Origin of the sequence: Streptomyces sp. NPDC020489 (assembly GCF_044386545.1) — a bacterium.
Taxonomy (GTDB): domain Bacteria; phylum Actinomycetota; class Actinomycetes; order Streptomycetales; family Streptomycetaceae; genus Streptomyces.
The window spans coordinates 296,783-309,187 of record NZ_JBIRUZ010000010.1 but is presented as its reverse complement, the minus strand read 5'-3'; the positions used below and the strand labels follow the sequence as shown (position 1 = coordinate 309,187).

General features: G+C 71.5%; 13 protein-coding genes. 7 read left to right on the top strand and 6 right to left on the bottom strand.

All coding sequences use genetic code 11. The features are described from left to right. Positions 1–138 precede the first annotated feature (138 nt). On the top strand, positions 139–1,167 hold the full coding sequence (locus ACH41F_RS27235) for an LLM class flavin-dependent oxidoreductase (RefSeq protein ID WP_391232738.1): 1,029 nt from the start codon (positions 139–141) through the stop codon (positions 1,165–1,167). 81 nt (positions 1,168–1,248) lie between these two features. Here ACH41F_RS27235 and ACH41F_RS27230 read toward each other — a convergent pair whose 3' ends face one another. Then, positions 1,249–1,641, bottom strand: coding sequence for an SCO5389 family protein (locus tag ACH41F_RS27230; protein WP_391232739.1), 393 nt, complete (start codon positions 1,639–1,641; stop codon positions 1,249–1,251). A gap of 249 nt (positions 1,642–1,890) precedes the next feature. Here ACH41F_RS27230 and nucS point away from each other — a divergent pair, with 249 nt between their 5' ends. Next, positions 1,891–2,562, top strand: a complete 672-nt coding sequence (nucS, locus tag ACH41F_RS27225; protein WP_391232740.1) for an endonuclease NucS — start codon at positions 1,891–1,893, stop codon at positions 2,560–2,562. Positions 2,563–2,664: 102 nt separating this feature from the next. Here the strand turns inward: nucS and ACH41F_RS27220 are convergent, their stop codons facing one another. The 4 genes from ACH41F_RS27220 to ACH41F_RS27205 form a co-directional block, all read right to left on the bottom strand. Then, positions 2,665–5,181, bottom strand: coding sequence for an ATP-binding protein (locus ACH41F_RS27220; RefSeq protein WP_398837867.1), 2,517 nt, complete (start codon positions 5,179–5,181; stop codon positions 2,665–2,667). Between the two features lie 261 nt (positions 5,182–5,442). Continuing rightward, positions 5,443–5,766, bottom strand: a complete 324-nt coding sequence (locus ACH41F_RS27215; protein WP_067029557.1) for an STAS domain-containing protein — start codon at positions 5,764–5,766, stop codon at positions 5,443–5,445. A 184-nt stretch (positions 5,767–5,950) separates the two neighbouring features. Continuing rightward, on the bottom strand, positions 5,951–6,799 hold the full coding sequence (locus ACH41F_RS27210) for a 3-hydroxybutyryl-CoA dehydrogenase (protein WP_391232743.1): 849 nt from the start codon (positions 6,797–6,799) through the stop codon (positions 5,951–5,953). Positions 6,800–6,935: 136 nt separating this feature from the next. After that, entirely contained in the window at positions 6,936–7,577 is a 642-nt protein-coding gene (locus tag ACH41F_RS27205; protein ID WP_391232744.1) for a TetR family transcriptional regulator, read from the bottom strand. 81 nt (positions 7,578–7,658) lie between these two features. Here ACH41F_RS27205 and ACH41F_RS27200 point away from each other — a divergent pair, with 81 nt between their 5' ends. From ACH41F_RS27200 to ACH41F_RS27190, 3 genes are read left to right on the top strand one after another with little or no spacing between them, the layout of a single operon-like run. Next, positions 7,659–8,444 (top strand): ABC transporter ATP-binding protein, encoded by a 786-nt coding sequence (locus ACH41F_RS27200; protein WP_398837865.1) that lies wholly within the window; start codon positions 7,659–7,661, stop codon positions 8,442–8,444. A 9-nt stretch (positions 8,445–8,453) separates the two neighbouring features. Next, a complete protein-coding gene (locus tag ACH41F_RS27195; protein ID WP_398837863.1) occupies positions 8,454–9,203 on the top strand; it encodes an ABC transporter permease in 750 nt (249 codons plus the stop codon). 13 nt (positions 9,204–9,216) lie between these two features. After that, positions 9,217–9,789, top strand: coding sequence for a cob(I)yrinic acid a,c-diamide adenosyltransferase (locus tag ACH41F_RS27190; protein ID WP_391232747.1), 573 nt, complete (start codon positions 9,217–9,219; stop codon positions 9,787–9,789). 9 nt (positions 9,790–9,798) lie between these two features. Here ACH41F_RS27190 and ACH41F_RS27185 read toward each other — a convergent pair whose 3' ends face one another. Further along, positions 9,799–10,365 (bottom strand): hypothetical protein, encoded by a 567-nt coding sequence (locus tag ACH41F_RS27185; protein ID WP_398837861.1) that lies wholly within the window; start codon positions 10,363–10,365, stop codon positions 9,799–9,801. Between the two features lie 161 nt (positions 10,366–10,526). On the opposite strand from ACH41F_RS27185, the gene ACH41F_RS27180 reads away from it, so the two are divergent. Then, positions 10,527–11,717 (top strand): histidine kinase, encoded by a 1,191-nt coding sequence (locus tag ACH41F_RS27180; RefSeq protein ID WP_391232751.1) that lies wholly within the window; start codon positions 10,527–10,529, stop codon positions 11,715–11,717. Continuing rightward, complete coding sequence (locus ACH41F_RS27175) at positions 11,714–12,355, top strand: response regulator (RefSeq protein ID WP_391232752.1); 642 nt, start codon at positions 11,714–11,716, stop codon at positions 12,353–12,355. Before ACH41F_RS27180 ends, ACH41F_RS27175 begins: the two co-directional genes overlap by 4 nt. Positions 12,356–12,405 lie beyond the last annotated feature (50 nt).

Below are 12,405 nucleotides of genomic sequence, written 5' to 3'. Positions count from 1 at the left end.
ACAAGTCCCCCTCGGGGACGACCCATTCTGAAGACAATCCGCAAATCTCTCCGCCAGGCCGTGTCCTCGGCACGTGTCAGACGGTTATGCCGAGTGGGGGAGCTCCACGCCGGGAGCCAAGGAAGCAGGAAAACCACTATGCGCGTTGGAAGTTTCGTGTTGGCGGCCCAGTTCCCGGGGCAGGGCCAGGGGGAGGCGCTGCACCGCGCGGTCCGCTCGGCCGAGGTGGCCGAGGAGGCGGGTCTGGACTCGGTCTGGCTGGCCGAGCACCACTTCGTCCCGTACGGCACCTGCCCGTCGGCCGTCACCCTGGCCGCGTTGCTGCTCGGCCGCACCCGCCGGCTGCGGGTCGGCACCGCGGTCAGCGTGCTGCCCACCGTCCACCCGGTCGCCCTCGGCGAGCAGGCCGCGCTGCTGCACATCACGTCCGGCGGCCGGTTCTCGCTGGGCGTGGGCCGCGGCGGGCCCTGGGTCGACCTGGAGGTCTTCGGCTCGGGGCTGGAGGCGTACGAGACGGGGTTCCCGGAATCACTCGATCTGCTGGTCCGGTGGCTGCGCGAACCCTCGGTCGGCGCCTCCGGGGGGCGTTTCGACTTCCGGGAGGTGCCCGTCGTACCGCGGCCCTCGGAGTCCTTGTCGGAGGAGCCCGGCCCCGAGGTGATCGTCGCGTGCACGTCCCCGGCGAGTGTGCGGCTGGCGGCCGAGCGCGGGCTGCCGATGCTGCTCGGGATGCATGTCGGGGACGAGGAGAAGGCGGAGATGGTCGCCCTGTGGCGCAGTCACGCGCGCGCGGCGGGGCACTCGCCGCTGGCGGTCCTGGACGCGCCCCATGTCTCCGCCGGCGTCTGCCAGATCGCCGACCGGCGTACGGACGCGGTGGAGACCCTGGTGAAGGCGATGCCGGGCTGGCTGAAGCTGGGCCTGGAGGCCCATGTGACGGTCGACGGCCGGCACCGTGCGATGCGCGACCCCGTGGCGTACACCGAACTGCTCTGCGGGCTGCACCCGGTGGGCACCCCCCGGTTGTGCGCCGACCGGCTCGCCGCCACGAGTGAGCGGACCGGCATCTCCCGCTTCGCCCTGCTCGTGGAGGGCTCGGGAGACCTCGCGGCGACCGAGGAGAACGTACGGCGGCTGGGCGCCGAGGTGCTCCCCCACCTCGGCTGAGCGTGTCCGTCCGACGTGCTTGCCGCCCCGGTACTTGATGCACCTCCCGCGTACGGAGCGGCAAGCAGCGCAACCACCCGCTCAGCAGTCCCGGAACTCCGGTGACTGGTTGAGCAGTTGACTGCGGACCGAGGTGAAGCGGGCCAACGTCTCGTCCACCGAGCCGTCCAGCGGGAACACCGCCACACGGTGGCAGTTCTGGAAGGCCAGTCGCACCCCGAAGTGCCTTTGCAGCGCGCCGCGTATCGCGTCACTCGCAAGCGCACGCAGCAGCTGACCGCGTGCCTGCTCGTCCGGCGGAGGCGTCTGGTTGTCGGCGAACGATCCACCGTCGACCTTCAGCTGGGCCACCAGGGAGCTGATCATCTCCCATGCGTAGGGCAGGGAGGTCCGGACGCAGTCGACGAATTCCGCTTCGTCGACCTCGCCTCGCTCGGCCTTCTCGAGTAGGGCCGGTGAGACGTCGAGCGACATGGGTTCTCCTCTCGCACCCCCGAACGGTCGTTCAGGAGTTGCCGGACAGTTGAGGGAGTTCGCGAATCCGAACACGCTGAGTGCACGCACCGCGACCTCCCGTTTACTACGGTAGGCAACGGGCGGAGACGGCACCAGGAAAACGCGTACATAGAGCGCCCTGGTTAGGGACACAATCGGCCACAAACGAACATCGCGTTTCTGGGGCGAATCGCGTGGACCCTGGCCCGTCGAGTAGCGTTGCCGACCATGCGTCTCGTCATCGCCCGGTGCTCCGTCGACTACGCGGGCCGGCTCACCGCCCACCTCCCGTCCGCCCCCCGTCTCATCCTGGTGAAGGCGGACGGCAGCGTGTCGATCCACGCGGACGACCGGGCCTACAAGCCCCTGAACTGGATGTCGCCGCCCTGCACGCTGAAGGAGGGCTCGGGCGACGAAGAGGGCGTCTGGACCGTCGTCAACAAAGGCGGCGAGAAGCTGATCATCACGATGGAGGAGATCCTCCACGACTCCTCGCACGAACTGGGCGTGGATCCCGGCCTGATCAAGGACGGCGTGGAAGCACACCTTCAGGAGCTGCTCGCCGACCGCATCGAAACCCTCGGCGACGGCTACACGTTGATCCGCCGCGAGTACATGACCGCCATCGGCCCGGTCGACATCCTCTGCCGGGACGCCGAGGGACAGACCGTCGCGGTCGAGATCAAGCGGCGCGGCGAGATCGACGGCGTGGAGCAACTCACCCGCTATCTGGAGCTGTTGAACCGCGACCCGCATCTCGCCCCGGTCCGCGGCATCTTCGCCGCCCAGGAGATCAAGCCGCAGGCCCGCGTCCTGGCCACAGACCGCGGCATCGGCTGCACGGTCCTCGACTACAACGCGCTGCGCGGCATCGAGGACGACAAGCTGCGGCTGTTCTGACCCCCAGACCGCCACGCCACCGCGCCACCGCTTCTTCCGTCACGACGACGAGGGCCGGGTCCGTTCTTCCGGACCCGGCCCTCTCGCGTGCCGTGGGGCGTCTCAGATCACGGCGCCCGAACCGCTCGGCGACCCCGCGCCGCCACTCTCCGGGGCACTGGCGGGGGTGCTCGCCGGTGCGCTGGAGGCGGCGGGGCCGCTGGCCGAGTCGGTGGTGGACGGCTCCGACGGCGAGGTCGTCGGGGTCTCCGTCGGCGTCGGATCGCCGGTGGGCTCGGTTTCGGTGGGCGTCGGAGTGGTCGGCGTGGGCGTCGACGAGGTCGGCGGCTTGGACGTCGACGTCGGCGGCTTGCTCGTGGGCGTCCTGGTAGGCGAACTCGACGGCCCCTGCGTCCCGCTCGGGTCGTCCGAGGGCTCCGCCGTGTCCGTCGGCGTCGGGTCGTCGGACGTGCCGTAGGTGCCGTCCGGGCCCGGGTCGGTCGGCCTGCTGGTGGCGGTGCCGGTGTCGCCGGAGCCGTCGTCGTTCCTCGGCACGTCGGCGCCGAGGCTGCCGCCCTCCAGGTCCTGGCTGGCCGACGGGTTGGGTCCGACCTGCCGGGACGGGGAGTCGGGGTCCTTGTCGGAGGTGGCGCCGAGTGTCACGACCGTGCCCAGCACCGCGGCGAGCAGCGCGCCCGCGCCGGCCGCGACGAGGTTGCGGCGGGCCAGACCGCGCAGACCGCCCCGGGCCTTGCGGCTGGGGACGGGGGCCGCCGCCGGGACCCGGTTGGTGACCAGCGTCGAGTTGTCGAGCGGCGACACCAGCGGCGGGAAGGCCGCGGGTACTCCCCCGGGCGGCGACTGCGACTCCTCGTACCGGGCGTCGGGCACCTCCTCGCCGGCGGTCGCCGTCACTGTGCCGAGGGGTATGCCCAGGCGGTCGGAGACCAGGGCGAGGGCGCGTCGGCCCGCGACGGCACCGCGCTTGTCGGCGAGGGCGCCGCGCAGCCCGATGGACGTCTCCAGTTCGGAGCGGGCCCGGTCGAGCTCGCCGGAGCAGAGGGCGAGGATGCCCAACTCGTGGTGGAAGTAGGCTTGTTCGCCGACCTCTCCGGCGAGCCGGGCGGCCTCGGTGCCGAACCGCAGGGTCCGTTCCCAGGCGCTCCAGTGCAGTCCGGCGGCGAACGCGGGCGCCGCGGTGCGGGCCAGCTGGACGGTGACCGGCTCCTCGTCCTCCGTGGGCGGCAGGGCGGCCGGCACGAGGACGCCGAGGGCGGCGAGGACGGCGTCCGCCTCCGCGCAGACCCGCTCGGGGGTGACCGAGGGGTGGCCGGCCCACCAGGCGTAGTGCCGGGCCGCGGCGAGGGCCTTGGCCTCGATGTCCGCGCCGTATCCGGCGGCCTCCAGCTGGGCCCGCACACCGGCGGCGAGGCGGTAGCGGGAGCCGACCGGGGTGACCAGCGCGCAGCCGAGCAGTTCCCCGAGGGCGGCGTCGGCGTGGGTGTCGCCGACGAGGGCGGGCAGGTGCGCCTGGTGCGGCACCTCGCCGCCGAGCGCCACGGCGAACCGCAGCGCGTCACGCGCCGAGTCGCTGAGCCGGCCCGCGAGCAGGGCCGCGGGGGCGGCACCCTCGGCGAGCGAGGGCAGGGGCACGTCGTGGCCGTCGCCGGCGTCGAAGGGGGCGTCGACCGGGGCGTCCTGGAAGACCCCGAACTCGTCGAAGGTGTCCGCGGCGGCCCGCAGTTCGTCGCGCTGCCGGAGCAGGGCGCCGGCCTGGACGAAGCGCAGCGGCAGGCCCTCGGACTCGAACCAGAGGTCTCCCGCCCAGTTGGCCTCCTCCTCGGTGAGGGTCCGGCCGACGCCGCGCTCCAGCAGCTCGACACCGCCGGCCCGGTCCAGGCCGCCGAGGAGGACCTCCTCCAGGTCCGACCCGGCGGAGGGCGCGGGCACCTCGGGTGTCGCGGCGACCAGGAAGGCGCACTCGGGGGTGGCGTCGAGGAGCTCCTCCAGCGCGGCGCCGCCGAACGCGATGTCGTCGACGACGACGACCGCGCCGATCTCCCGGACGTACCCGAGCAGGTCCTCGCGGTCGGGTCGGTGCAGGGGCGCGTCGTAGACGGCGTAGAAGAGGTCGTGGAGCAGGTCGTCGGCGGTGCGGTGGAAGCCGCTGAGCCGGACCACGCCGTCGGGGGCGAGGTCGGAGCAGTCCTCGGCGACGAGGTCGAGCAGGCTGGTGCGGCCGGAGCCGGCGGGGCCGGTGAGGCGTACCGAACGGCCGCGGGCGAGCAGACGCACCAGGCGTTCGCGTTCGTCCTGGCGGGCCAGCAGGTGCAGGGCGGGCCGGGTGAGTCCGGCGGGGACGGGCGGTCTGGCCGCGCGCTGCGCCTCGGCGCGTTCGGTCGCGCTGAGCTTGCGGGGCGGCGAGGGCCGCTCGCCCGGCGGGCAGGCCTCTATCTCGCTGCCGTCGACGGGGTTGACGGTGAGCAGGTAGTCGCCGGACACCAGCTGCACCGTGCGGGCCAGGGCGGGTCCGCTCTGGCCGAGGTCGGGTGTGAGGGGGTCCCTGGGCGGGCGCTGGCGCGGCGCTCTGCCGTCACCGCCGTGGCCGTACTCCTCGGGTCCCCGGTTGTTCGGGTCCATAGGTTCAAGCCCCCCAAAAGCGTCTCGTGTGCCGTTTGCGGCCCCCTCCGGCCTGCTGCACACCGCGCTGTCGCTTCTGGTCCGGGCCCGCTCATTCAGGGATGTTCACTCAGCGGGCGACCGAACCCTAAACCTTCGCACAGTATCTACGACAGCCCGGGGTCCCGCGCCGTCCGAGACGTCACAGTCTCGTGAGGATTGCGCGCGACCTGCGTTTCACCACGGGAACACCCGGCACGCACACCGCGTCCACACACGGGGTCACACCCGGGGCAGTGACTCCACCCCGATGCCGCCCTCGATCGCCAGGATCCGGTGCAGGCGGGTGGCCACCAGCAGGCGCTGCATCTGCGGCGGTACGTCGCGCAGCACCAGGCGTCGGCCGCAGCGGCCGGCCCTGCGGTGGGCCCCCATGATCACCCCGAGTCCGGTGGCGTCCCAGGAGTCGAGCTCGGACAGGTCCAGGACCAGGTCGCCGACTCCGTCGTCGACGGCCGTGTGCAGGACCGTACGGGCGTCCGCCGCGCTGCGGACGTCGAGGCGGCCCCCGACGACCAGCTCGGCGTGGTCGCCCCTGATGAACATATGCGCTCCCGTGGTGCGTCTCGTGCTCCGCGAATGTGATGTCCGGTGATGCAACCTCTGACTGCGTGAGGCGGTCAGAGGTTGCCGTCTGTAAGCGAACCGATACCGAATTCACCCCTGAGTGTGAGACTCCAGGGGTCTGTGCGGTTTCGGTGGCGGCAGTGACGCCTGATGGCGCTGATGCTCAGTGCTTGTAGAAGCCCTGCCCGCTCTTGCGCCCGATGTCACCGGCGTCAACCATCCGGCGCATCAGCTCCGGCGGAGCGAACTTCTCGTCCTGGGTCTCGGTGTAGATGTTGCCGGTGGCGTGCAGCAGGATGTCGACGCCGGTCAGGTCCGCCGTGGCCAGCGGGCCCATGGCGTGGCCGAAGCCGAGCTTGCAGGCGAGGTCGATGTCCTCGGCGCTCGCGACACCGGACTCGTACAGCTTGGTCGCCTCCACCACGAGGGCGGAGATGAGACGGGTGGTCACGAAGCCCGCCACGTCCCGGTTGACGACGATGCAGGTCTTGCCGACGGACTCGGCGAACTCCCGCGCGGTGGCGAGGGTTTCGTCACTCGTCTTGTAGCCGCGGACCAGTTCGACGAGCTGCATCATCGGCACCGGCGAGAAGAAGTGCACGCCGACGACCCGCTCGGGCCGCTCGGTGGCCGCCGCGATCTTGGTGATCGGGATGGCGGAGGTGTTGGAGGCCAGCACGGTGTCCTCGCGCACGATCCTGTCGAGCGTGCGGAAGATCTCGTGCTTGACCTCGAGCTTCTCGAAGACGGCCTCGACGACGACGTCGGCGTCCGCGGCGGCGTCCAGGTCGGTGGTCGCGGTGATCCGGCCGAGGGCGGTGTCGGCGTCGTGCGCCTCCATCCTGCCCTTGCTCACGAACTTGTCGTACGAGGCCTTGATGCCGTCGGTGCCACGCTTCAGCGCCTCGTCGGTGACGTCTCGCAGAACGACGTCCCAGCCCGCGGACGCGGAGACCTGGGCGATCCCGGAACCCATCAAGCCGGCGCCGATGACGGCAAGCTTCCTGGCCACTGTGCGACTCCCCTTTGAAACGCCTTGCACGTTGTCGATATTGCCTCTCCGGCGGACCCTAGCGTTCGTGGGGAGCTGTGTGACCGGTAAGTAATGCGCGTCACGTCTCATCTGACGGACATCACACCGGTAGCTGTCACGCGGCGCCCCGGACGGCGTAGTTGAGCACGTTCTCGCTCAACAGCTCCTCGATGTCGTCGAGAAGCACCAGCACCTCTCGTGACACTTCGTCCGGATTGCGCCCCTTGACCATCTCGCGGCCGATGACGGCCATGACGGTGCTGTGGACCCAGCCGATCTGACCGGCGATCAGATGCGGCATCGGATCGTCGTCGGCCGCGCCGGTCTCCTCGCGCAGGGCCTTCTCCAGACAGGCCTCGACCTCCTGGCCGAGCGCCCACAGCCGGGAGCGCAGGACCGGCGCGTCCTCGATGACCCGCATGAAGGCGGCATAGCCGGACATCAGCCCGAGACGGGGCGAGACCGCCTCGACCTCCTCGCGCAGCTCACGCAGGACCGCGACGGCGGCCGACTCCCCCTCGCCGCGGCCGCGCACCCATCGGGCGAGCCGGTCGACCACACCGGCGGAGCGGTCGAAGAAGAGGTCCTCCTTGGCCGGGAAGTAGTTGTAGACGGTGTTGACGGAGACGTTCGCGGCGTCGGCGATCTCGGCGACGGTGACCGCGTCGAAGCCGCGCTCGATGAACAGGGCCGTCGCGACGTCCGAGATGTACTGCCGGGTCTGCCGCTTCTTCCGCTCCCTGAGCCCCTCTGCCATGCCCGGATCGTAACCCGCTCCTGGGCCCCCTTAATTTTTGGAGTCATTGCAAAATTTCAGAGACTCTGTTTTTCTTGCGCCATGGCAGTCATCATCAGCGCGGCCGGACTGGCCCGTACCTTCCAGACCAGGCGCGGCCCCGTGGACGCCGTGCGCGGCATCGACCTGACCGTCCGCGAGGGCGAGATCCTCGGCTTCCTCGGCCCGAACGGCGCGGGCAAGACCACCACCCTGCGGATGCTGACGACCCTGCTGGAACCCACCGGCGGCGCGGCCACCGTCGCCGGCCACGACCTGGCGACCGACGCCGCGGCGGTGCGCCGGGTGTGCGGGTACGTGGCCCAGTCGGGCGGGGTCGACCCGCAGCTCTCCGTGCGGGAGGAGCTGGTCACCCAGGGCCGCCTCTACCGGCTGACGAAGGACCAGGCGGCCGAGCGGGCCGGGGAACTGGCCCGGGACCTGGACCTGACCGAGCTGCTCGACCGCACGTGCGGGGCGCTGTCGGGTGGTCAGCGCCGGCGCCTGGACATCGCCATGGCCCTCACCCATCGCCCGAAGGTGCTCTTCCTCGACGAGCCCACCACCGGACTCGACCCCGGCAGCCGGGCCGACCTGTGGGACCTGGTCCGGCGGCTGCGCGACGCGCACGGCACGACGGTGTTCCTGACCACCCACTACCTCGACGAGGCCGACGCCCTCGCCGACCGCCTGGTCGTCGTCGACCAGGGCGTGGTCGCCGCCGAGGGCACACCGGCCGCGCTGAAGCTGAGGTACGGCGGCTCGATCGACGCCTCGCTCCAGGACACCTTCCTCGCCATCACCGGCCGCAGCGCCCCGCGGGCCGACGCCGCCCCCGTATCCGTATAGGAACCGACGATGCTTCTCCCCGACACCGCGCTGATCTACGGCCGGTACCTCCGTCAGTCGCTGCGCTCCCGTTTCGCGCTGCTGTTCGGTGTGTTGATGCCGCTGCTGTATCTGCTGTTCTTCGGACCGCTGCTCACCGATCTCCCGCTGGGCGGGGAGGGCAGTTCGTGGCAGCTGCTCGTGCCCGGGCTGCTGCTCCAACTCGGCCTGTTCGGGGCCTCGTTCGCGGGGTTCGCGATCATCGTCGAGAAGAGCCAGGGAGTGCTGGAGCGCATGCGGGTGACACCGGTCAGCCGGCTGGCGCTGCTGCTGGGCAGGGTGCTGCGCGACGCCACCGTCTTCGTCTTCCAGGCGGTGCTGCTCGTGCTGGCCGCGCTGGCGATGGGGCTGCGGGCTCCGCTGGCCGGCATCCTGATCGGCTTCGCGTTCGTCGCGCTGCTGACGGTGTCGCTGGCCTCGCTGTCGTACGCGCTGGCCATGAAGCTGCACACGCCGGGAGAGTTCGGCCCGGCGGTCAACGCCCTGACGATGCCGATGATGCTCCTGTCCGGCCTGATGCTCCCGATGACCCTGGGCCCGGCCTGGCTGGACGTCCTCTCGCACTTCGTGCCGTTCCGCTATCTGGTGGACGCGGTCCGGGACGCGTACGTCGGCACCTACGCCTCGGCGCACATGGCGTACGGCGTGCTGGTCGCCCTCGGCCTCGCGGCACTCGCCGTGACAGTGGGCACACGCGTGTTCCGGACGGCCGGGGCGTAATTACGCTGGCCCCATGGTCAATCTGACGCGCATCTACACCAAGACCGGCGACAAGGGCACCACCAACCTCGGCGACATGAGCCGGGTCGCCAAGACCGACCTGCGGATCGCCGCGTACGCCGACGCCAACGAGGCGAACGCGGTGATCGGCACGGCGATCGCGCTGGGCGGGCTGACGGAGGAGGTCGTCACGGTCCTCACCCGCGTACAGAACGACCTGTTCGACGTCGGCGCCGACCTGTCCACGCCGGTCGTCGAGAACCCGCAGTTCCCGCCGCTGCGGGTCGAGCAGTTCTACGTCGACAAGCTGGAGGCGGACTGCGACCGCTTCAACGAGCAGCTGGAGAAGCTCCGCTCCTTCATCCTCCCCGGCGGCACTCCCGGCGCGGCCCTGCTGCACCAGGCGTGCACGGTCGTACGCCGCGCCGAGCGCTCCACCTGGGCGGCCCTCGAGGCCCACGGCGAGACCATGAACCCCCTCACCGCGACCTACCTCAACCGGCTGTCCGACCTGCTGTTCATCCTCGCGAGGACGGCCAACAAGGAGGTCGGGGACGTGCTGTGGGTGCCGGGCGGCGAGCGCTAGCCCCGCCGGTCACCGGGGCGCCGGTGCCCGCTCGCCGGCCGGTGCCGCCGGTGCCTTCTTCGGCCACAGCAGGTAGGACAGCGCGATCAGGCCGTGGATGCCCGCGGCGCGCAGCGCCACCCACTGGAAGGACCGCAGGGACGAGGTGTCGCCGTCCCCCACGTACCAGATCGCACCCTGGAGGAGTCCGCAGGCCACCGCGGCCGCCAGCAGGGTCCTGAGCCACAGCCGCCCCTCGTGCCGGGCCCTCGCCATGCCGTGGCGCGGGGGCTTCGGCGGGCGGGGGGCGCCGCCGAGGCGGTGGGCGGCGTGGCCGTCGAGCCAGCGGATCGTGTAGTGGCCGTACGCCACCGTGTAGCCGATGTAGAGCGCGGCCAGTCCGTGCTCCCAGCCCGGTTCGGCGCCGTTCTTCAGGTCGACCGCCGTCGCGACGAACAGCACCAGCTCCAGCACCGGCTCGCACAGCAGCAGCACCACGCTGGTCCGGCGCCGGCCCAGCAGGTACCGGACCGCCAGGCCCAGGGCCAGCAGCACCCAGAAGCCCACTTCACAGGCGATGATCAGCGCGACGATCACGACTCACTCCTCCCACGGGATGGCGTCACCCCTCCAGGGTCCCGTCGGCACCGGCCGCTTTCGTCGTCGGCGGTGACGAGGTCCCGGTACATCGAACGATGCAGTGCGCAACCGTTCGTGGGGATCAGGCGGAGCACGGGACCGCCGTGTTGGATGGAGTCATGGCCGTACGACTCCCCCGCCCGCACCGGTTCGACGTGTACGCCGCGACCGGCGGGCTGCTCGGCGGTCTGCTGCTGGTGCTCCTCGGGCTCGCCACCCGGCGCTCCGACGATCCGATCACCCTCTTCGACGGCCCCTGGCCGGTCCTGGTGCCGCTCACCGTGCTGGCGGGCTGCGAGCTGCTGCGCCGCACGGCACCCCGTGCCGCCCTGCTGACCGGCACGGTCGCGATCTGCGCGGACCTGGTGACCCAGGGCAACCTGGCGTCGGTGCTGATGTTCACCGACATCGTCTACGCGGCCGTCCTGTACGGCCCGCTCGCCTCGGCCCGCCGCATCCAGTGGATCACGGGTCTGCTCACGGTCGCCGGGACGCTGGTGCCGTTCGCGGTGTGGCGGGTGCCCGAGGCGCTGCTGATCGGTGTGGTCGTCGGTGTGGTGGCGTACGCGCCCGCCGCCACCGGCTGGATCGTCCGCAACCACCGGGACGCGGCCGAGGCGGCCCGGCTGCGCGCCGAACAGACCGCCCTGCTCGCCGAGATGGACCGCGCCCAGGCCGTCGTCGCCGAACGCGCCCGGATGGCACGGGAGTTGCACGACATGGTTGCCAACCACCTCTCGGCGATCGCCATCCACTCCACCGCCGCGCTCTCCCTGGACGACCCGGACACCTCGCGCGAGGCCCTCGGTGTGATCCGCGAGAACAGCGTCAAGGGGCTGGAGGAGATGCGCCGGCTGATCGGCATCCTGCGGGACGGCGACGGCGAGCCCAGCGCGGTCCCCACCCTCGACGGCCTCACCGTCCTCGTCGAGGACGCGCGTACCAACGGCCTGGACGTCACCCTGGAGGCCGAGCACGCCGACAGCCTGCCCGCGCCCGTCGAGCTCGCCGCCTACCGCATCGTCCAGGAGTCCCTGACCAACGCCCTCAAGCACGCGAGCCCCGGCCGGGTCACCGTGACCCTGCGGCAGGCGGACGGCACCCTCGCCGTCGCGGTGACCAGCCCCTACGGTGACCGGAACCGGCCGGGCGCGCCCGGTTCCGGCGCCGGTCTGGTCGGGATGCGGGAGCGGGCCGCGCTGCTCGGCGGCACCTTCGAGTCCGGTCCGGAGGACTCGGCGGACGGCAAGATCTGGGCCGTACGCGCCACCCTGCCCGTCCCCGACGCCACCGAAGGAGACCTTTCATGATCCGCGTGCTCGTCGCCGAGGACCAGTCCGCCGTACGCGCCGGGCTGGTCCTGATCCTGCGCAGCGCGCCCGACATCGAGGTGGTCGGCGAGGCCGCGGACGGCGAGCAGGCGGTGGCGCTGGCCCGCGGGCTGCGGCCCGACGTGGTGCTGATGGACGTCCAGATGCCGCGCCTGGACGGGGTGTCGGCCACCCGGAAGGTCACCGAGGAGGGGCTCGCGGACGTCCTCGTGCTGACCACCTTCGACCTCGACGAGTACGTGTTCGGAGCGTTGCGGGCGGGTGCCGCCGGGTTTCTGCTGAAGAACACGGAGGCCAAGGACCTCGTGGCGGCGATCCGTACGGTGGCGCGCGGCGAGGGCATCGTCGCGCCGGCCGTCACCCGGCGCCTGATCGCGGAGTTCGCGGCGCGGCCCGTACGGCGGTCCGACACCGATCCGGCGGTCCTCGACGCGCTCACCCGCCGTGAACGCGAGGTGCTGTCCTGTCTGGGCGAGGGGCTGTCCAACGCGGACATCGCGACCCGGCTGGACATGGCGGAGGCGACGGTGAAGACGCACGTCAGCCGACTGCTGGGGAAGCTGGAACTGCGCAGCCGGGTCCAGGCGGCGGTACTGGCTCAGGAGTTGGGGATCTAGAGCCACCGCACCAGAGTGGTCCAGACCTATTGACCCGTGGTCCAGACCTT